The sequence below is a fragment of the Streptomyces sp. NPDC107546 genome, from assembly GCF_055639175.1.
This window is the reverse complement of record NZ_JBVKBA010000009.1, coordinates 65,803-85,358: the sequence shown is the minus strand read 5'-3', so window position 1 is coordinate 85,358 and position 19,556 is coordinate 65,803. Positions and strand designations below refer to the sequence as shown.

The window sequence follows — 19,556 nt, the reverse complement described above, 5'->3', positions numbered from 1 at the left end:
GGATGCGCCCCCACCTTGTCACAACACCGGGAGCCCCCGGTCAGCGGCCGTCGTAACCCGCCGTCGGCAGCGACAGGCGGCGGTGGATCCGGGCCTTCATCCCTGCGTCGTACGACGGTTCCGCGCGGCCGACCGTCTCGACGCGGACGCCTCGCCGGGCGCACTCCGCGGTGAACTCGTCCACCGAGGTCAGGGCCCGCTCCAGGACGCGGCGGCTGGGAGCCACGAACAGGTCGACCAGACCCGCCTCCACATCCGTCCACAACGCGCAGTGGTCGGGGCGCAGGCCACGGACGAGGAGTTCCCGCGTCACCACGTAACCGCGCTCCGCCGCCCAGCGCGCGCACATCGCGTGCTGGCTGCGGGAGTCGACGAGGAAGGGCTCCGCGTCCAGCTCCTCGAGCGGCGTCAGGCTGGCGATCGACGTGACCCGGACCGTGCCCGGCCGGACGCGGGCGTCGCGTGCGCCGGCGTTGCCGTGCGCCTCTCCCATGGGACCCCCCTCACCTCAGGGTTTCCCCGCCGACCCTACCCCTGCCCGTAGGCTCGGGGGGAGTCGCGCGAAGGAGGCAATGGAGTGCCGGTGGAGGTCACGTGGTGGGGTCACGCCACCTGCACGGTCGAGGACTCCGGCGTACGGGTGCTCACCGATCCCCTGTTCGCGCGCCGCCTCGCGCATCTGCGGCGGCGCCGCGGTGCCCCGCCGCCGCCCGAGGCCGCGGTCGCGGACGTGACCCTGGTGTCGCATCTGCACGCCGACCATCTGCACGTGCCCTCGCTGGCCCGGCTGGCCCCGGGCAGCCGGGTGCTGGTGCCGCGCGGCGCTGCGGCCCAGGTGCCGGGGCTGCGCAGGCTGGGCCGTCTACGGCTCACGGAGGTGGCGCCCGGGGACCGGGTGCGGGTCGGTGACCTGGTCGTACGGGTGGTGCCGGCGCGGCACGACGGGCGCCGGCTGCCGGTGGGACCGCACCGCTCCCCCGCGCTCGGGTTCGTCGTCGAGGGGGACGCGCGGACCTACTTCGCCGGGGACACCGGTCTGTTCGAGTCGATGGCCGAGGAGGTGGGACCGGTCGACGTGGCGCTGCTGCCGGTCGGCGGCTGGGGGCCGTACCTCGGCGAGGGGCACCTGGACGCGGGGCGCGCGGCGCAGGCGCTGGCCCGGCTGATGCCGCGCAGCGCGGTGCCGGTGCACTACGGCACGTACTGGCCGATCGGGATGGACGCCGTGCGCCCCCACGAATTCCACGCGCCGGGCGCCGAGTTCGCCCGCCTCGCCGCGCGGTACGCGCCGGACGTCACGGTGCACCTGCTGTCCCACGGGGAGAGCGCCCGCCCGGAGGTCGCCCGGTGATGCACCTCGCCGCCACGGCCACCCTCGTGCCCACGGAGTCCACCCAGCAGGCCATCGGCTACCCGTCGTTGTTCCTGCTGGTGCTGATCGGGGCGCTGCTGCCGGTGGTGCCGACAGGGGCGCTGGTCAGTTCCGCAGCGGTCGTGGCCTTCCACCGCACCGCGCCCTACTCCCTCGCCCTGGTCTTCGTCGTCGCCGCCCTCGCGGCCTTTCTCGGGGACGTCGCGCTGTACTGGCTCGGGCGGCGCGGCATGCGGTCGAAGAACGGTTCACGCTGGCTGGAGAACCTCCGCGGCCGCGCCCCCGAGGACCGGCTCGCCCAGGCGCAGGAGAAGCTGAACGAGCACGGGATCGCGGTGCTCACCCTCTCCCGGCTGGTCCCGGCGGGCCGCATTCCGGTGATGCTCGCCTGCCTGCTGGCCCGTATGCCGCTGCGGGAGTTCGCCCGTGGCGACGCCCCCGCCTGCCTGGCGTGGACCGCGACGTACCAGCTGATCGGCATCCTCGGCGGCTCGCTGTTCCCGAAGCCGTGGGAGGGCGTGGTGGCGGCGATCGTGCTGACGGTCGTGATCAGCGCGGCACCCGGCCTGTGGCGCCGGATGCGCAGGGCCGCCGCCTCGTGAGTCCGAAGCGCCGGCTCACTCCAGCACCCGGGAAGCCCCCACCGGCAGGTCCCACAGGTCCTCGCGGGCCAGTCCCGCCTTCTCCCAGGCCGCCCGCACCCGGGTCAGCGGTTCCAGGACCGGCTCCGCCGACAGCACGAACGTGGCCCAGTGCATGGGCGCCATCCGCCGTGCCCCGAGGTCGAGCGTCGCCCGGACCGCCTCCTCCGGGTCGCAGTGGACGTCGCTGAGCCACCAGCGCGGGTCGTACGCGCCGATCGGCATGAGGGCCAGGTCGATCCCCGGATAGCGCTGCCCGATCCGCTCGAACCAGTGCCCGTACCCGGTGTCGCCCGCGAAGTAGACCCGCTGCCCGTCGGGCGCCGTCAGCACCCAGCCGCCCCACAGCGAACGGCATGTGTCGGTCAGGGTGCGCTTGGACCAGTGGTGGGCGGGCACGAAGTCGAACCGGACGCCCTTGACCTCGGCGGCCTCCCACCAGTCCAGCTCGGTGACACAGGTGAACCGTCGGCGGCGGAACCACGCGGCGAGCCCGGCCGGTACGAGCACCGGGGTGTCGCGCGGGAGGCGGCCCAGGGTCGGGGCGTCGAGGTGGTCGTAGTGGTTGTGGCTGATGACGACCGCGTCGACGCGCGGCAGGGCGTCCCAGTCGATGCCGACGGGCGTGATCCGGGTGGGTGTACCGAGGATGCGCCGGGACCAGACGGGGTCGGTGAGGACCGTCAGCCCGCCGATCCGCACCACCCAACTGGCGTGGCCCGCCCACGAGACGGCGACCGTGCGCGCGTCGACCCGCGGCAGCGGGCCCGGCTCGTAGGGCAGCAGGGGAATGTCCTTAAGGCCCTCCGGGCCGGGCCGCACCGCGCCCTCGCGGGCGAAACGGGCCATGGCCTTCAGGCCGGGCAGGGGCGTGGTCAGCCGGTCCGTGAAGGAGCGCGGCCAGATACGGCGCTCGCCGAGAGGGCGGGGCGCTGCGAGCGGCGGCGCGACCAGCGGCGCGGGGTCCCGGCTCAGCAGAGGGGTGGACGCGGGCCCACCGGTGTCCCGGTGTGCCGCAACGGTGCTCGTGGTCGACTCGGACTGCTGCGTCATCGGGGAGGCTCCCATCGCTGAGCGTCGTCGCGGAGATCGTCGAAGACGGACCCCACATGGGTCAACGCGCGTTGTACGTGTGGCAGTTCCAGCGGCTCCGGTGAGGTGAGGCACTGCGCCCGTTCCTCGGCGGTCGCGCCGAGGAGGGGGCCGGTGGACAGACGGACGCGGAGCGCCGCGAGGTCGTCCCCGAAGCGGTGGCCGCCGGGCGCGGGCATGCCGAGCCGGGCGGTGAGGAGGTCCTCGAGTTCCTGCGCGTCACCGACGCCGCGCACGTCGAGCGCGGAGCGCAGCGGCTCCAGGTCGGCGTAGAGATGGCGGCCGGCCTGCGGGGGCAGGACGAGGGCGCCGGCCGCGACGACGGCCCGGCGCGCGGCGTCGGCCACGCGCGCGTGGAGCGCGGTGCCGGCGGCGAGGCGCTGGGTGACGTCGGCGGGCTCGTCGAGCGCGTACACGGCCGCGGCGGCGACCGGGTCGGCGATCCGGGCGCCGAGCGCGGTGAGCACGTCCAGGGCGCAGGCGCGCAGTCCGGCGCCGTCGGCGGTGGCCGGGAAGCGGGCGACGGCCGCCGGCCAGCCGGGCGGCAGGAAGGGCCCGGCGAGGTCCGTGACGACGGTGACCCGGTCCGGCAGCATCTCGGCGGGGCTGAGCAGCACGGTGTCGTGCGGCCGGTGCATGGTGTCGCGCCAGGTCTCGTCGCTGACCAGGTGCAGCCCCTCGCCGGCGGCGGCCTCGACGGTCTCGTGCACGAGTTCGGGCGGGGCGACGGTGGCGGTGGGGTCGTCGGCGACGGCGAGCACGAGGAGGCGGGGGTCGCCGCCCTCGGCGCGGATTCTGCGGACGGTCTCCAGGAGGGCGTACGGATCGGGGACGCCGCCGCACTCCATGGGTGTCGGCACATGGAACACGGACCGCCCCAGCGCCCGGACCTGGGGCGCCCACCAGGCCGGGCAGGGCCGCGGGACGAGTACGTCGCCGCCGAGCGCGGCGGTGACGGCGACGAAGAGGGCGGGGGCGCCGGGGGCGGCGGCGATGTCGTCGGGCTCGGCGGGCAGTCCGCGCCGGGCGAAGTAGCCGCACGCGGCGGCGAGGAGGGCGGGCAGACCGGAGGGGCCGGAGCCGTCGTGGTCGGCCGCCTCGGCGAGCGCCGCGGACAGGCCCGGCACGAGGGGCAGCCCCTGCTCGGGGAGGGGCGGTCCGTAACGGACGGAGCCGTGCCCTTCCGGATCCGTCCGCCGCATGCGTGCCTCCGCGCAGTCCCTGGTGCCGTCGCCGGTTCCCCGTGCTCCGGCTCGCTCCACGCCCTCGACCCGTGGCCGCCGCCCGCTGCCGTACTCCTGTTCCCCTACGGTGTCGAAGACGTCCTCGGGCTCTGAGTACCCAGGGTTCGGGCCGGTCATGGGCGTCCGGCCGGGTTGCCCGGATCACAAGGTCAGGTGTTCGGATCACGGGTGCGGGTTCAGGCGTGGCCGGACCGTCCGCGCCCCCAGACCCGGTGGACCGCGGCACCGAGCGCGCCCGCGATCAGGAGACCGCCGGCGGCCAGGGCGGGCACCGAGTCGGTGAAGGCGCCGCCTTCCCCGGCGTGCACGCCTTGCTGCGCGCCGACGGGAGGCTGCGCCGCACTCTGCTTCCCCTGGTCACCCTGCTGCTTGCCCATGGCTTGCTTGCCCTGGCTGTCCCCCTGCGGCTTGCCCTGCCCGTCGCTCTGCTGCTTGCCCTGGCTCTCGCCTTGTTGCTTGCCGGACGCCTGGGACTGGCCGTCACCCTGCTGCTTGCCCTGCCCCTCCCCCTGCTGCCTCCCAGACCCCTGCCCGTCCCCCTGCTGCTTCCCGGACCCCTGCGACTGCCCGTCCCCCTGCTGCTTGCCCTGACCCTCCCCCTGCTGCTTCCCGGACCCCTGGGACTGACCGTCCCCCTGCTGCTTGCCCTGCCCCTCCCCCTGCTGCCTCCCAGACCCCTGCCCGTCCCCCTGTTGCTTCCCAGACCCCTGGGACTGACCGTCCCCCTGCTGCTTGCCCTGCCCCTCCCCCTGCTGCCTCCCAGACCCCAGCCCGTCCCCCTGTTGCTTCCCAGACCCCTGGGACTGACCGTCCCCCTGCTGCTTCCCAGACCCCTGGGACTGACCGTCCCCCTGCTGCTTGCTCTGACCGTCCCCCTGCTGCCTCCCAGACCCCTGGGACTGACCGTCCCCCTGCTGCCTCCCAGACCCCTGGGACTGACCGTCCCCCTGCTGCCTCCCAGACCCCTGGGACTGACCGTCCCCCTGCTGCTTGCCCTGACCCTCCCCCTGCTGCCTCCCAGACCCCTGCGACTGACCGTCCCCCTGCTGCCTCCCAGACCCCTGCGACTGACCGTCCCCCTGCTGCCTCCCAGACCCCTGGGACTGACCGTCCCCCTGCTGCTGCCTGCCGCTCGGCGGGGCGTCGCCGTCGTGGTGGTGGCCGTGGTCCTCCCAGTACACGGTGAACGAGACGGTCCACGGTCTCTCACGGCCGCCCGGGCCCCCCGGGCACCGTCCGTCCACGCCCCACGACGCCTCGCGGCCGGCCAGGTCGGCGACGGCGTTCACGCTCCCGCCGGCCGGGACGCGGGCCGTGCCGCGGTAGCGGACACCGCCCCGGCGTTCGGTCCGGTCATCGTCGTCGTCGCGGTCGACCCGGTGAAGCCGCACCCTGCCCCCCTCGAACGCCTGGGAGGCGCCCTCGATGGCGTCGGGCAGGCCGGCGCCGACCGCGTCGCAGGACACCGAGACGGTGACCGTGTCGCCGGGCGCGACGGAGCGTGGGGTGATGTCGGCGGACGAATCGGCGGACGCGTTCGTGGCGGCGGTACCCAGGGCGGCACCGGCCAGAGCGGCGGCGGACAGGACTCGGGCAGTGCAGCGCATGGGGCGGGCTCCTTCGGCCGGGTTCCTCCATGACAGCCCGCCCGGCCGCGGCCCGCGCGCGGCCGTGCCCCATTCGCGCGACCGGCACCGCCGTGCGGGTGACGGACAGGCCGCGCACCGAGGGATCAGCCGGCCAGGGAGACCAGCTCCCGTTCCAGGCCGCGGCCCCGCTTGTCCACGACGCCGGCGGCGACGTCGGCGAGTTTGCGGTTGGCGCCCTGGGAGATGCGGCGCAGTACCTGGAAGGCCGTCTCGGCGTCGCAACCGAGGACGTACATCACGATGCCGCACGCCTGGTCGACGACGGGCCGGGAGCGCAGGGCGGCGCCGAGCTGGTCGAGTTCCGTGAGGGCGGCACGGTAGGAGCGGTCGCGCACCAGGCAGCCCACGGCGAGGTCGCCGAGCACCCGGGCGGGGCCGTGCGGGGCGCCCTTCAGGGTCCCGGGCCGGAAGCTGTAGAGGCTGAGCGTGACGGCCAGCCCGGACCGCCAGAAGGGGATCGTGACGCTGGACCGTACACCGGCGTCGAGGGCGAGGGCGCGGTACTCCGGCCAGCGCTCCTCGCGCAGCAGATCCAGGGCCTCGACGGACTCGCCCGACTCCAGCGCCGCGGGGATCGGCCCGTCGCCGCCGCGGAGCTGGACGGTGACGAGCGGGGCGAGATCGGGGTGGGTGACGGCGGCGGGTCGGTCCGTACCGCCCTCGACACCGCCTTCCACGACCGTGATGCTGGCGCCGCAGCAGTCGGGGGTGCACCGCGCGGCCTGTTCGACGAGTTCCGACAGCCGGCGCCCCGGGAGGGCGGACTCGGGGGATTCAGCCGCCAGGTGGTAACCCCCCGGGTGGTAACCGAGTTGTCCGGTCTCCGGCATCCTTCACCTCCTCTTCGGGCGGCTGCCCGCTCGCCCCGGTGGAAAACGGCGTCCGTGAGGACGTGGCCGGTTCCGTGCGCAGCCCCCCGGCAAGCAGCAGGTCCGGGTTAGGTTCGTCGCATGACGCAGACGGACGAGTTCGGTGAAGAACTGGCGGATTTCGTCCGCCGGGTCGCGGCGCTCAAGGCGGCCCGTGCCATACCCGCGGACGACCTGCCCTCGGTGCTCGACGCGGCGATCTTCGAACTCGACCATGTGGCGGGCCAGTTGTGGCCGTGGTATCAGCGGCTGTCCACGGGCGCCGGGGGCGCCCCGGCCGGTTCCGGTGAGCGCCAGGAGCAGCAACTGCTCAAGACCCTCTTCCAGCGGCTCCCGGTGCCGGTCGCGCTCGTGGACCGCGAGACGGTGGTGCGGCGGCTGAACTTCGCGGCCATCTCCTTCACCGGGGTGCGCGCGGGCTATGCGACGGGCCGCCCGCTGACCGGGCTTCTGGCGCACGCCGACCGGGCGGCGTTCCGTTCGCAGACGGCCGCGGTGGCGCGCGGCGAGGGCGACCGCAGCATGACGGTACGTCTGCCGCAGCATCCGTCGGTGCCGGTACGGGCGACGCTGGTCGCGGTGCGGCCGAGCGGGGAACCGCGCACGGCGGTCATGGTGGTGCTGCAGCCCGCGGACACCCGGGTGCCGGCCGGCGAGCACACCCCGCCCGGCGGCATCCCGAACCTGACCGAGACCGCTCGGCACGCGGCGCTGATGGACCTGCTGGACGCGATGACCAGTGCGCTGCTCACCGCGCCGGCCGGGGCCGGCCTGGAGCAGGCGGCCCGGGTGCTGCACGGCCGGTTCGCGGACTGGGTGGTGGCGGACGCGGGAGACGGGCGCCTGACCCGCACGGCGGTACTGGGACCGCCCGGTGAGGACGCGGACGCGCTGGTCGCGCAGGACCCCGCCGGGTGCCCCCTCGTCGTCGAGGCGGCCCGCGGCGGATCCACGGTCCTGCGGGTGCGGCCGGAGGACCCGGAGGCCTTCGGGCGTGATACCTCGGGTGCTCCCGTCCTCGTCCGCGCGAACGTGACGTCCCTGCTGTGCGTGCCGCTCACCGACGGGGGCACCGTGCGGGGCGTGCTCACACTGTTCCGCAGCGGGGCCCGGCCGGCGTTCTCGATGGCGGAGGCGCAGGCGATGGACATGATGTCCCGTCACATCGCGCTGGCGCTGCGCGCCGTCCGTTAGACGGCGTCCCGCATCACCTGCTCGCGCAGCCGGGAGCAGCAGCGGCTGATCAGGCGGGAGACGTGCATCTGGGAGATGCCGAGCTGCTCGGCGATGCTGCTCTGGGTCATGTCGTCGAAGAAGCGCATGTACAGGATGGCGCGTTCGCGCTCCGGGAGGGCCTGGATGCGGGGCTTGACGGCCTCGCGGTCCACGACGGTGTCGAGCGCGGGGTCGGGCGAGCCGAGCGAGTCGCCGAGCGAGTACCCGTCCTCGCTGCCGGGCAGTTCGGCGTCCAGGGAGAGCGCCGTGAAGCTCTCCAGGGCCTCGAGGCCGGCCAGGACGTCCTCCTCGCTCATGTTGGCGTGCTCGGCGATCTCGGCGACGGTGGGCCTGCGGCCCGAGATGGTCTGCGACAGGTCCTGGACGGCGAAGCGGACGCGGTTGCGCAGGTCCTGGACGCGCCGCGGCACGTGCAGGGTCCACATGTGGTCGCGGAAGTGCCGCTTGATCTCACCGGTGACGGTGGGGACGGCATAGCTCTCGAAGGCGTGCCCGCGCTCGGGGTCGTACCGGTCCACGGCCTTCACCAGGCCGAGGAACGCGACCTGACGCAGGTCCTCGAAGCTCTCGCCACGACTGCGGAAGCGACCCGCGAGCCGTTCGGCCATGGGCAGCCACGCCTCGACGATCTCGTCACGGAGCGCGTCGCGCTCTGGGCCCTGGGGAAGCGAGGCGAGCCTGCGGAAGGCCTCCGTCGTGTCGGGGGCGTCGTCGTGGGGGTGGTGCTTCACGCTAGCTCGGTTCTGCATGGTGCGTCGCAACTCCCTTGCTGGTGCCTTGCTGGGTGCCTTGGGTGGACGGTCACCGTGGGAGGGGGTGGGCGGGTGCGACAGGGCACACCGTGGCGTGATTCACCGCTCCCACGGACGTGCCTCCTGTCCGAAGCACTGAGTCGCGCCTGCCCGGGCGTATTCACCGCAAACACCGGTCTTCGGAAAGTCTTCGGCCCTGTCCCGGCGCGCTGCGGACGACGCATCGCACGGGCGCCGTGCCGCCTCCCCGGCGCCCTGGACGACTCGCAGGCCGGCGCCCTGGACGGCTCGCGGGCGTGCCACCCGCCCCCACGCCGACCCCTCATGGCGTCCCCGCGGCGCCCGGGCTCACCGTCGGGCGGCAGGTTTTCCCCGCACCGGCCGGGTGACTCGACAGGTGCGATCCGTACGCCCCCTCTTCCCACGGGAGGTTCCCGATGGCCACCAAGGTCGCCGACCACGTCCTTTCGCGCTTGCGCGAGTGGGGCGTGGAGCAAGTCTTCGGCTACCCCGGCGACGGCATCAACGGGCTGCTCGCCGCCTGGGGCCGCGCCGAGGACAGGCCGCGGTTCCTGCAGGCGCGGCACGAGGAGATGGCCGCGTTCGAGGCGGTCGGCTACGCCAAGTTCAGCGGCCGTCTCGGTGTGTGCGCGGCCACCTCGGGACCCGGCGCCATCCATCTGCTCAACGGCCTGTACGACGCCAAGCTCGACCACGTGCCCGTGCTCGCGCTGGTCGGCCAGACCCACCGCACGGCGATGGGCGGCTCGTACCAGCAGGAAGTCGACCTGCACACCCTCTTCAAGGACGTCGCCTCGGACTTCGTGGAGACCGTGATGGTCCCCGAGCAGCTGCCGAACGTCCTCGACCGCGCGATCCGCACCGCGTACGCGCGCCGCGCCCCCACCGCCCTGATCATCCCCGGTGACGTGCAGGAGCTGGACTACTCCCCGCCGACGCACGAGTTCAAGATGGTCCCCTCCAGTCTCGGCCGCAGCGCCTGGACGGCGGTACCCTCGCAGGAGTCCCTGGAAAAGGCCGCGGAGGTCCTCAACGCCGGCGACAAGGTGGCCATCCTGATCGGTCAGGGCGCGGCCGGCGCGGTGACCGAGGTGCAGCAGATCGCCGAGCTGCTGGGCGCGGGTGTGGCCAAGGCGCTGCTCGGCAAGGACGTGCTCAGTGACGAGCTGCCGTACGTCACCGGCTCGATCGGTCTGCTGGGCACCCGCCCGTCGTACGAGCTGATGCGCGACTGCGACACCCTGCTCACCATCGGCTCGTCGTTCCCGTACACGCAGTTCATGCCGGACTTCGGCAAGGCGCGGGCCGTGCAGATCGACATCGACCCGCACATGATCGGCATGCGCTATCCGTACGAGGTGAACCTCGTCGGCGACGCCAGGGCGACCCTGCAGCGTCTGATCCCGCTGCTGGACAAGGACCGCGGCCGCGAGTGGTTCGAGACCGTGTGCGCGAACGTGTCGCGCTGGCACGAGGTCATGCAGAAGCGGGCGGAGCTGTCCGCGGACCCGATCAACCCGGAGTACGTGGCCCGCGCCCTGGACCCGATGCTGCCGCACAACGCGATCATCACCTCCGACTCGGGTTCGGTCGCGAACTGGTACGCACGGCACCTGACGATGCGGCCCGGCATGCGCGGGTCGCTGTCCGGGACGCTGGCGACGATGGGCAGCGGGGTCCCGTACGCGATCGGCGCGAAGTTCGCCCACCCCGACCGGCCGGTGATCGCGCTGGTCGGTGACGGCGCGATGCAGATGAACGGCCTCGCGGAGATGATCACGGCGGCGAAGTACAAGGACCGCTGGGAGGACCCGCGGCTGGTGGTGGCCGTGTGGAACAACCACGACCTCAACCAGGTGACGTGGGAGATGCGCGCGATGGAGGGCGCCCCGTCGTTCCTGCCGTCGCAGGAGATCCCCGACGTGCAGTACGCCGCCTTCGCCCGCTCCCTGGGCCTGACCGGCATCCGGGTGGAGAAGCCGGAGGATGTGGAGGCGGGCTGGCGCGCGGGGCTGGAGGCGGACGGCCCGGCGGTCGTCGAGTTCCTGACCGACCCGGCGGTGCCGCCGATCCCGCCGCACGCCAGCTGGGAGCAGATGCAGGCCACGGCGGCCTCGATCCTGAAGGGCGACGCGGACCGCGTCGGGATGATCCGCCAGGGGTTCAAGGCGAAGGTGCAGGAGTTCCTGCCCACACGCGGCGACAAGGAGTCGTGAGGAGCCGTATCGAGACCCGGACACGGCCGAAAGCGGACCATCACCTGCGGGGCGGCCGTGTCGACCGCCGCCCCTCGGGTACACGCGGGGCCACGCGACATATGGAGGGACTCATGCAGCGAGGCAGCGACCGGCTGAACGTCCACCGCGACGACGAGATGAAGCACGAACTCCAGGGACTGCTGCGCTCGGGCCACCCGACGCGGACCGAGGAGTGGCACGACCCCGAGCCGACCGCCGACGACGACCCGGCGGTGTGGGCCGGTCCGGTGATTCCGGGCGGCGCGCGGTCCGTGGCCGATGTGCGCTTCGAGCTGGCGCGGATCCTGGGGCGTACGGCGTTCCCGGGCCGCCCGCCCGAGCTGATCGACGCCCTGCGCCGCCACCACGCCCCGGACGCCCTGGTCGCCCCCCTGGAGCGACTGCCGCGCTCCTCGCGCTACGCCAACGCGCAGGAGCTCGCCGAGGCGATCGTGGGCGGCGAGGGGGCGGGCCGGAGCGCATAGGCATCCGACGCGCGGGTACTGCGGGCGTCGTCCCGCCGACACAGCCGCCCCCTGACGGCCGGGGGCAGGAAAGGACAGCAGGCCATGGCTGATTTCGTCAGGGAGGTCATGACGCAGGGCGTCGTGGCGGTCCTCCCGGACGCCTCACTGGTGGAGGCGGCGCAGCTGATGCGCGCCGAGGACATCGGGGACGTCCTGGTCGCCGAGGACGGGCACGTCGTCGGTGTACTCACGGACCGTGACATCGCGCTGCGTGCCGTCGCGGACGGCGCCGACCCGCTGACCGTGAGCGCCCGTGCGGTGTGCACCCCCGACCCGGTGGTGGTCGGTCCCGACGATCCCGTGTCCACGGCCGTGGACCTCATGCGCGGGCACGCCGTCCGCCGGCTGCCGGTCGTCGAGGACGGCCGGCCGGTGGGCATGGTGAGCCTGGGTGACCTGGCCGTCGCGCAGGACCCGACGTCGGCGCTCGCGGACATCAGCCAGGCCGAGCCCGGAGGCGGGCGCGGCGGGGTGCCCGCGTGAGCCGCCGGGGCCGGGCCGACCGGGTCAGCGCGTACGGCGCCACCGTGGACGTCGGCGACGCGACGACCCGCTACCTGCTGTACGGGCTGCTGCCGTTCTGGTTCGCGCCGGGCCTCGCCGACTGGCTGATGCACCGGCGCACCCGCATCGAGGACACGTCCGGGACGAAGGAGTCGTTGATCCACGCGCTGATGATGACCGAGGTGGGCGTGCCCATCGCGCTCACCCTGCGCTACGAGGTCAACCCGCTGCTGCTGTGCGTGCAGTTGGCGGGCACCGCGGTGCACGAGGCGACCGCGCTGTGGGACGTGCGCACCGCCGAGGACAGCGACCGTGAGGTCAGGCCGGTGGAGCAGCACATCCACAGCTTCCTGGAGTCGCTGCCGTTCGCGGCGCTCGCCGCGCTCGGGTGTCTGCACTCCGACCAGGTGCGGTCGCTGCTGCGCGGCGGTCGGGGCGACCCGCGCGCCTGGCGGCTGGTGCGGCGGCGCCGGCCGCTGCCCCGGGGCTATGTCATGGGCATCGCGGCGGCGATCGGTGCGTGTGTGGCCCTGCCGTACGGCGAGGAGCTGCTGCGGTGTGTCCGGGCCGCCCGGCGCCGGGCGCGCGATGGGAAGGCGCCGGAGGAGGCGGGCGACGAGGCCGTGTGGCAGGCAGCCGTATGGCACGCACAGGCACAGAAAGGACTGTGAACATCATGCGTATCGCGTTCCTGACCGCGCCCGAGGGCGTGGAGCAGGTGGAACTGACCGAGCCCTGGCAGGCGGTGAAGGACGCCGGCCACCAGCCGGTCCTGGTGTCGACGAAGCCGGGCCAGGTGCAGGCGTTCAATCACCTGGACAAGGCGGACACGTTCCCGGTGGAGGCGGTGGTCGGTGAGGTGCAGGCCGAGTCCTTCGACGGGCTGGTGCTGCCGGGCGGGGTGGCGAACCCCGACTTCCTGCGGATGGACGAGCAGGCGGTGGGGTTCGTCCGCGCGTTCTTCGACCAGGGGCGGCCGGTCGCCGCGATCTGCCACGGCCCGTGGACGCTGATCGAGGCCGACGCCGTACGGGGCCGCACCCTGACGTCATGGCCGAGCCTGAAGACGGACATCCGCAACGCGGGCGGCACCTGGGTCGACGAGCAGGTGCACATCGACCGCGACGGCAACCTGCTGATCACCAGCCGGAAGCCGGACGATCTGAAGGCGTTCGACGAGGCGATCCTGACGGAGTTCACCCGCCAGAACGGCTGAACGGCTGAACGAGACACAGGTGCACCCGCGACATGTGAACCACAGGCGTGAATCGGCGCAGGCACCACCCACAACCCTCGCCCAACCGGCGGAACAAGCGGAAAGGACCCGCCCCGCAGCCCCGATCGGGGCTGCGGGGCGGGTCCTCGCGCAGGCGGTCAGCGGGTCGGTTCGGCTTCCTGGGGTTCTTCACAGGTGCCGCGCTCCCGGGCGCCGTCGCGGGTGCGGCCGGCCGCGGTCGGGCGGCGCGGATGTCGGCGGAGGTATTCGCCCTCCAGTTGCGCCATCCGGTCGTTGTGCGTGCGCAACGCGTCGTTCGAGCCGTAGAGCAGCGTGTCGTGGCGCGTCCGGTGGATCGTCTCCAGCTCCTTCATGAGCTGCTGGTCGGTCAGCCGGCCCGGGTCGACTCCGGTCATTGCTGGTACCCCGCTCGTCGTGTTCGTCGGTGCGGTCCGGGTACCCGCCCGGAAAAGCAATACCCCGAGCGGCATCCGGGAGGGAGCCATGGATCTCGCCTTTCTCCATCCACTGTACGAACATCCCGGCCCCTGGGCCTCCGTATACGTCGACACCTCCCGGCGCACGGAGTCCACGCCTCACGAACGCTCCCTGACCGCTCAGTCCCTGTACCGCGAGCTCGCCGACCAGGGCGCGGACGAGCCGACGTGCCGGGCCGTGCAGTCCGCGGTCGAGGACCTGGCCCACTCCCCCGAGCCGCACGGCAGGGCCCTGTTCGCCCGTGCGGGCGAGGTGGTCCTCGATCCGCCGCTGGCCGCGCCGCCGCAGGGCTCCTGCGCGCTGTGGGCCACGCTGCCGCACACGGCGCCGCTGCTGGAGCTCGCGAACGAGGAACCGGTGTGCGTGGTGGCGTACATCGACCGCAAGGGCGCCGAGTTCGAGCTGCGCGGGGCCCTCGGCAGCCGGCAGGCCGGGTCGGTGACCGGGAAGCAGCATCCGCTGCACCGGACGAGCAGCGCCGACTGGTCGGTGCGCCACTTCCAGCTGCGCGTGGAGAACACCTGGGAGCACAACGCGGCGGAGATCGCGGACGCGCTCGCCGTCTGCCAGGAGGAGACCGGCGCCGACCTGGTGGTCCTGGTCGGCGAGATACGCGAACGGCGCTCGGTGCACGAGCGGCTGCCGCGCCGGCTCGAGGACCAGGTGGCCGAGACGACCCACGGTGCGGGCAGTCGGCTGCTGGACGAGGAGGTGGAGCGGATCCGCACCGAGCATGTGCAGCGCCGCGCCGAACAGGAGCTCGAGCGCTTCCTGGCCGCCCGGGCACCGGACGAGGAGGGTCGTGCGGGCGCGGTCGAGGGCGTGCCGGCGGTGATCGAGGCGGCACGCGAACACCGTATCGACGAACTCCTGATCAATCCGGACGGCCCGGACACCCGCCGTGAGGTGTGGATCGGCGAGGACCCGGACCAGGTCGCGGTGCGCCGCACGGACCTCAAGGCGGTGGGCGAGCGGCACGCCTGGTCGGCCCGCGCGGACGACGCGCTGCTGCGTTCCGCGGTGGAGACGGGCGCGGCGGCCGTCTCGGTGACGGCCGCCAGGAGCGGCCCGGTGGGTGGAGTGGGCGCGCTGTTGCGCTGGGCATAGGCGCAGGCCCGGCGCACGCCGGCATGCGCCGGGCCTGCGCCTAGTGCTGTGGCCGGAAGGGTTCGCCGGAAAGCTCGCTGCGTCCGGTGCGGTGCATCGCACGGCGGAGCGTCGCCCGCGTACTGGATGTGCTCGGGCGATGCGACAACGCGGCGAGGTGCCGTGCCGGGCGTCGCGAGCCGGTGAACCTTTCCGGCCACAGCACTAGCGTGCGCGCTCCACTCTGCGTTCGTCCCACACGGGCTCCGATGTCTCCCGTACCCGGCCGTCGGCGCCGAAGACGAGGTAGCGGTCGAAGGAGCGGGCGAACCAGCGGTCGTGGGTGACGGCGAGTACCGTGCCCTCGAAGCTGTCCAGTCCCTCCTGAAGCGCCTCGGCGGACTCCAGGTCGAGGTTGTCGGTCGGCTCGTCGAGCAGCAGCGCGGTCGCCCCCTCGAGTTCGAGGAGCAGGATCTGGAACCGGGCCTGCTGGCCGCCGGAGAGCCGGTCGAAGCGCTGCTCGGCCTGGCCCGTCAGCTCGTAGCGCCGCAGCCGGGACATGGCCGCGCCGCGGTCCTGGGCGTGCTCCTTCCAGAGGATGTCGAGGAGGGTGCGGCCCTGGAGCTCCGGATGGGCATGGGTCTGGGCGAAGTGGCCCGGTACGACCCGTGCGCCGAGCTTCCACTGCCCGGTGTGGGAGACGTCGTCACCGGCGAGGAGGCGCAGGAAGTGGGACTTGCCGGAGCCGTTGGAGCCGAGGACGGCGACCCGTTCGCCGTAGAAGACCTCGAGGTCGAACGGTTTCATCAGCCCGGTGAGTTCGAGCCCCTGACAGGTCAGGGCCCGTACGCCGGTACGGCCGCCCTTGAGCCGCATGGTGATGTTCTGCTCGCGCGGCGGCTCCGGCGGCGGGCCGGCCTCCTCGAACTTCCTCAGCCGGGTCTGAGCGGCCTGATAACGGGACGCCAGCTCATGGCTGACGGTCGCCGCCTGGCGGAGGTTCAGCACCAGCTTCTTCAGCTGGGCGTGCTTCTCGTCCCAGCGGCGGCGCAGCTCCTCGAAGCGGGCGAACCGCTCGCGGCGGGCCTCGTGGTACGTGGCGAAGCTGCCGCCGTGCACCCAGGCGTCGGCACCGGCCGGCCCGGGCTCCACGGTGACGATCTTCTCGGCGGCGCGGGCGAGCAGCTCGCGGTCGTGGGAGACGAACAGGACCGTCTTGCGGGTCTCGGCCAGCCGTTCCTCGAGCCACCGCTTCCCGGGTACGTCGAGGTAGTTGTCGGGCTCGTCGAGCAGCAGGACCTCGTCGCCGCCGCGCAGCAGGGCCTCCAGGACGAGCCGTTTCTGCTCGCCGCCGGAGAGGGTGCGGACCTGGCGCCACTGGGCCCTGTCGTAGGGGACGCCGAGTGCGGCGGTGGTGCAGATGTCCCACAGGGTCTCGGCGTCGTAGCCGCCGGCCTCGCCCCAGTCGGCGAGCGCCTGCGCGTAGCGGATCTGGGCGGCCTCGTCGTCGACGGTCATGATGGAGTGCTCGGCGGTGTCGACGGCGCGGGCCGCTTCGCGGATGCGGGGCGGGGCGACCGAGACGAGAAGGTCGCGTACGGTCGTGTCGTCGCGTACGGACCCGACGAACTGTCGCATGACGCCGAGGCCGCCGGTGACGGTGACGGTGCCGGCGTGGGGTTTCAGCTCGCCGGAGAGCAGGCGCAACAGGGTGGTCTTGCCTGCGCCGTTGGGTCCGACGAGTGCGACGACGGTGCCGTCGCCGACGCGGAAGGACACGTCTCCGAGCAGGGTCCTCCCGTCGGGGAGGTGGTACTCGAGGTGCGCGGCTTCAAGGTGTCCCATGGGGCGCATTGTCAACGGCCGCGCCGAAGCCGAGCAAAGGGTTTTCGCCCCGCCGCCCCTACCCGTCCCACCTCCAGGGGCTCCGCCCCTTCACCCCCGACAGGGCTCCGCCTCTGATCCCGGCCGGGACTACGTCCACGGCCCCCGCCTGCGCTTGAAGCTCTGCCCCCGGGGCTCAGCCCCAGGGGTGGAAGGGCAGGGCGGCGGGGGCGAAAAGCCTTCGTCGGGGTACCCGCAGGGCCATGAGCGCTGATGTCGACCTCACCACCCAGCCAGCCGGTCCCCACCCCCTCCGCGACCGCCTCCTCGGCCTCGACTGCCGACTGTTCGAGTCCGTCGCCGCCCGCCACTGGCCCGGCGCCGACCCCCTGCTCCCCCGCCTGAGCCGGGCCGCCAACCACGGCGTGCTGTGGTTCGCCACCGCCGCCGCCCTCGCCGCCACCCGCAGCCCCCGGGCCCGCCGCGCGGCCGCCCGCGGTGTCGCCTCCCTCGCGCTCGCCTCCGCCACCATCAACACCCTCGGCAAGCGCTCGGTCCGCCGCCCCCGCCCCGTCCTCGATCCGGTCCCGGCCGTGCGCCGGCTCAAGCGGCAGCCGATCACCACGTCCTTCCCCTCCGGCCACTCCGCCTCGGCCGCCGCCTTCGCCACCGGTGTCGCCCTGGAGTCGCGTGGCTGGGGTGCCGCCGTCGCGCCGCTCGCCACCGCCGTCGCCGTCTCCCGCGTCTACACCGGCGTCCACTTCCCGAGCGACGTCCTCGCGGGCGCCGCCCTCGGCGTGGGCGCCGCCTACGCCGTACGGGGCCTCGTCCCGACCCGCGATCAGCTGCCGCCGCCCGACCGCCGGCGCTCCCTCGAGGCCGCCGCCGCGCCGGAACCCCTCGCGCCCGCGCTCGGCGACGGCACGGGGCTCGTGGTCGTCGTGAACAAGGGCGCGGCGACCTGGGAGCGGGTACGGGCGCTCACGGACGCGCTTCCCGGCGCGGAGACCGTGGAGTGCGAACCGTCCGAGGTCCGCACCGAGTTGGAGAAGGCGGCCGCCCGCGCCCGTGTCCTCGGCGTGTGCGGCGGCGACGGCACGGTGAACACGGCGGCCGGCGTGGCCCTGCGCCACGGCCTCCCGCTCGCCGTGCTTCCCGGCGGCACCCTCAACCACTTCGCGCTGGACCTCGGCGTGGAGGACCCTCGTGACCTGGTGGGCGCCCTCGCGCGGGGCGACGCCGTCCGTGTCGACGTGGGCCGGTTCACCTCGGGTGAGACCCAGGGCTGCTTCCTGAACACCTGCAGCCTCGGCGTGTACCCGGAGCTGGTGCGCGAGCGGGAACGCTGGTCCCCCCGGATCGGAGGGTGGCCGGCCGGTGTGCTCGCCGCCTGGCGGGTCCTGCGGGCCGACCGCCACCCCCTGGCCGTACGTGTCGGCGACCGCACGCACCCGCTGTGGCTCCTGTTCGCGGGCAACGGCACCTACCACCGTATGGGCCTGGTGCCCGGACGCCGCTACGACCTGGCCGACGGACTGCTCGACGTGCGCGTCGTGCACGGCGGGCGCCGGCCCGCCGCCCGCCTGCTGGCGGCCGCGTTCGCGGGCCCGCTGTCGCGCTCACCGTTCCACGCCGCCCTACGGGTCCGGCGACTGCACCTGGACGGAGTCGCCCCCGGCACCCTCCTCGCCTACGACGGAGAGGTCACCGCCGTCCAGGGCGAAGTGAGCCTCGAGGCCCTGCCCGAGGCGTTGACCGTCTACCGGCCGCTTCCCGCCGACTGAACCCTGCACCGCCGGTGTTGAGGGCGCCCGGCACCCACCGTCCCCTGCCACAGCCACTCGTCCATATCATAAGACGGCCGTCTCATTATTCGGTTCGATCGCTTACCGTGACACGTACCGCCCGCGGCGACGCCCGGGTCCGTACGAGGGGAAGAGGATCGTCATGCCGAAGGAGACGGCCGTCTACACGCACGGCCACCACGAGTCCGTGCTGCGCTCGCACACCTGGCGGACCGCCGCCAACTCCGCGGCGTACCTCCTCGGCTCGCTGAAGCCGCACATGAGGATCCTGGACATCGGCTGCGGGCCGGGCACCATCACCGCGGACCTGGCGGCCCTGGTTCCCGACGGTCACGTCACGGGCGTCGACCGCGCCCCGGAGATCCTGGACCAGGCCCGGGCGGCGGCCGACGCCCGCGGGGTCACCAACGTGGACTTCGCGGTCGCGGACGTGCACGCGCTGGACTACCCGGACGACACGTTCTGCGTGGTCCACGCCCACCAGGTGCTCCAGCACGTGGGTGACCCGGTGCAGGCGCTGCGCGAGATGCGCCGAGTCACCCGGCCGGGTGGTTTCATCGCCGCGCGCGACGCCGACTACGGGGCCATGACCTGGTATCCGGCGTCCCAGGGCCTGGACGACTGGCTGGACCTGTACGAGCGGGTCGCCCGCGCCAACGGCGGCGAGCCCGACGCGGGGCGGCGCCTGAAGTCCTGGGCGCTGCAGGCGGGCATCAAGGACGTCACCGCCACCTCCGGCACCTGGACCTTCGCCACCGCCGAGGAGCGGGCCTGGTGGAGCGGGCTGTGGGCGGACCGCACGCTCGCCTCCGCGTACGCCGAACGGGCGACGGGTGGTGGCCATGCGACCGTCGAAGAACTGAGGGCCGTTTCGGCTGCCTGGCGGGAATGGGGCGGGCACGAGGACGGATGGTTCTCGGTGCTGCACGGAGAAATTCTCTGCCGAAAAGAGGCCTGATTCCCGCTGTTCGGGAAACATGAAT

Annotated in this window: 18 protein-coding genes and 1 pseudogene; 11 read left to right on the top strand and 8 right to left on the bottom strand. The window is 73.5% G+C overall.

Going from position 1 to position 19,556, the window contains the following annotated elements:
- Positions 1–40 precede the first annotated feature (40 nt).
- Positions 41–493, bottom strand: coding sequence for a hypothetical protein (locus tag ACZ7L1_RS15545; protein WP_471437545.1), 453 nt, complete (start codon positions 491–493; stop codon positions 41–43).
- A gap of 84 nt (positions 494–577) precedes the next feature.
- Between ACZ7L1_RS15545 and ACZ7L1_RS15540 the strand changes: the two genes are divergently transcribed.
- A complete protein-coding gene (locus tag ACZ7L1_RS15540; RefSeq protein ID WP_471437544.1) occupies positions 578–1,351 on the top strand; it encodes an MBL fold metallo-hydrolase in 774 nt (257 codons plus the stop codon).
- Positions 1,351–1,974 carry a DedA family protein gene (locus tag ACZ7L1_RS15535; RefSeq protein WP_471437773.1) on the top strand — a complete coding sequence of 208 codons (624 nt, stop codon included), beginning with the start codon at positions 1,351–1,353 and terminating at the stop codon, positions 1,972–1,974. The genes ACZ7L1_RS15540 and ACZ7L1_RS15535 overlap by 1 nt, the downstream gene beginning before the upstream one ends.
- A gap of 15 nt (positions 1,975–1,989) precedes the next feature.
- Here the strand turns inward: ACZ7L1_RS15535 and ACZ7L1_RS15530 are convergent, their stop codons facing one another.
- From ACZ7L1_RS15530 to ACZ7L1_RS15515, 4 genes are all read right to left on the bottom strand, one after another.
- A complete protein-coding gene (locus ACZ7L1_RS15530; RefSeq protein WP_471437542.1) occupies positions 1,990–3,066 on the bottom strand; it encodes an MBL fold metallo-hydrolase in 1,077 nt (358 codons plus the stop codon).
- Positions 3,063–4,307, bottom strand: a complete 1,245-nt coding sequence (locus ACZ7L1_RS15525) for an aminotransferase class I/II-fold pyridoxal phosphate-dependent enzyme (protein WP_471437541.1) — start codon at positions 4,305–4,307, stop codon at positions 3,063–3,065. Before ACZ7L1_RS15525 ends, ACZ7L1_RS15530 begins: the two co-directional genes overlap by 4 nt.
- A 218-nt stretch (positions 4,308–4,525) precedes the next feature.
- Complete coding sequence (locus ACZ7L1_RS15520) at positions 4,526–5,956, bottom strand: hypothetical protein (protein WP_471437799.1); 1,431 nt, start codon at positions 5,954–5,956, stop codon at positions 4,526–4,528.
- Positions 5,957–6,081: 125 nt separating this feature from the next.
- The gene (locus ACZ7L1_RS15515) at positions 6,082–6,828 is read right to left on the bottom strand and encodes an ANTAR domain-containing response regulator (RefSeq protein WP_471437539.1); all 747 of its coding nucleotides are present in this window, start codon (positions 6,826–6,828) and stop codon (positions 6,082–6,084) included.
- A 120-nt stretch (positions 6,829–6,948) separates the two neighbouring features.
- On the opposite strand from ACZ7L1_RS15515, the gene ACZ7L1_RS15510 reads away from it, so the two are divergent.
- On the top strand, positions 6,949–8,061 hold the full coding sequence (locus ACZ7L1_RS15510; RefSeq protein ID WP_471437537.1) for a GAF domain-containing protein: 1,113 nt from the start codon (positions 6,949–6,951) through the stop codon (positions 8,059–8,061).
- Here the strand turns inward: ACZ7L1_RS15510 and ACZ7L1_RS15505 are convergent.
- Positions 8,058–8,852: an RNA polymerase sigma factor SigF gene (locus ACZ7L1_RS15505; protein ID WP_471437535.1), complete on the bottom strand. Its 795-nt coding sequence runs from the start codon at positions 8,850–8,852 to the stop codon at positions 8,058–8,060. The genes ACZ7L1_RS15510 and ACZ7L1_RS15505 overlap by 4 nt on opposite strands.
- A gap of 440 nt (positions 8,853–9,292) precedes the next feature.
- Between ACZ7L1_RS15505 and ACZ7L1_RS15500 the strand changes: the two genes are divergently transcribed.
- The 5 genes from ACZ7L1_RS15500 to ACZ7L1_RS15480 all read left to right on the top strand — a co-directional run bounded on the left by ACZ7L1_RS15500 (position 9,293) and on the right by ACZ7L1_RS15480 (position 13,360).
- Positions 9,293–11,092: a thiamine pyrophosphate-requiring protein gene (locus ACZ7L1_RS15500; protein ID WP_471437534.1), complete on the top strand. Its 1,800-nt coding sequence runs from the start codon at positions 9,293–9,295 to the stop codon at positions 11,090–11,092.
- Between the two features lie 113 nt (positions 11,093–11,205).
- Entirely contained in the window at positions 11,206–11,598 is a 393-nt protein-coding gene (locus tag ACZ7L1_RS15495; protein WP_103843324.1) for a DUF2795 domain-containing protein, read from the top strand.
- Positions 11,599–11,682: 84 nt separating this feature from the next.
- Positions 11,683–12,123, top strand: a complete 441-nt coding sequence (locus tag ACZ7L1_RS15490; RefSeq protein ID WP_388995745.1) for a CBS domain-containing protein — start codon at positions 11,683–11,685, stop codon at positions 12,121–12,123.
- Positions 12,120–12,815 carry a diguanylate cyclase gene (locus ACZ7L1_RS15485; protein ID WP_471437532.1) on the top strand — a complete coding sequence of 232 codons (696 nt, stop codon included), beginning with the start codon at positions 12,120–12,122 and terminating at the stop codon, positions 12,813–12,815. The genes ACZ7L1_RS15490 and ACZ7L1_RS15485 overlap by 4 nt, the downstream gene beginning before the upstream one ends.
- A gap of 5 nt (positions 12,816–12,820) precedes the next feature.
- Positions 12,821–13,360: a type 1 glutamine amidotransferase domain-containing protein gene (locus tag ACZ7L1_RS15480; protein ID WP_471437531.1), complete on the top strand. Its 540-nt coding sequence runs from the start codon at positions 12,821–12,823 to the stop codon at positions 13,358–13,360.
- Positions 13,361–13,518: 158 nt separating this feature from the next.
- Here the strand turns inward: ACZ7L1_RS15480 and ACZ7L1_RS15475 are convergent.
- Positions 13,519–13,885, bottom strand: a pseudogene (locus tag ACZ7L1_RS15475) (DUF6158 family protein).
- On the opposite strand from ACZ7L1_RS15475, the gene ACZ7L1_RS15470 reads away from it, so the two are divergent.
- Entirely contained in the window at positions 13,865–14,965 is a 1,101-nt protein-coding gene (locus ACZ7L1_RS15470; protein WP_471437530.1) for a baeRF2 domain-containing protein, read from the top strand. The pseudogene ACZ7L1_RS15475 and the gene ACZ7L1_RS15470 sit on opposite strands and share 21 nt — an antisense overlap.
- A gap of 204 nt (positions 14,966–15,169) precedes the next feature.
- Here the strand turns inward: ACZ7L1_RS15470 and ACZ7L1_RS15465 are convergent, their stop codons facing one another.
- Positions 15,170–16,789: an ABC-F family ATP-binding cassette domain-containing protein gene (locus ACZ7L1_RS15465; RefSeq protein ID WP_471437528.1), complete on the bottom strand. Its 1,620-nt coding sequence runs from the start codon at positions 16,787–16,789 to the stop codon at positions 15,170–15,172.
- 242 nt (positions 16,790–17,031) lie between these two features.
- Between ACZ7L1_RS15465 and ACZ7L1_RS15460 the strand changes: the two genes are divergently transcribed.
- On the top strand, positions 17,032–18,552 hold the full coding sequence (locus tag ACZ7L1_RS15460) for a phosphatase PAP2 family protein (protein WP_471437526.1): 1,521 nt from the start codon (positions 17,032–17,034) through the stop codon (positions 18,550–18,552).
- Between the two features lie 163 nt (positions 18,553–18,715).
- Positions 18,716–19,531: a class I SAM-dependent methyltransferase gene (locus ACZ7L1_RS15455; protein WP_471437524.1), complete on the top strand. Its 816-nt coding sequence runs from the start codon at positions 18,716–18,718 to the stop codon at positions 19,529–19,531.
- The last annotated feature ends 25 nt before the right edge of the window (positions 19,532–19,556 follow it).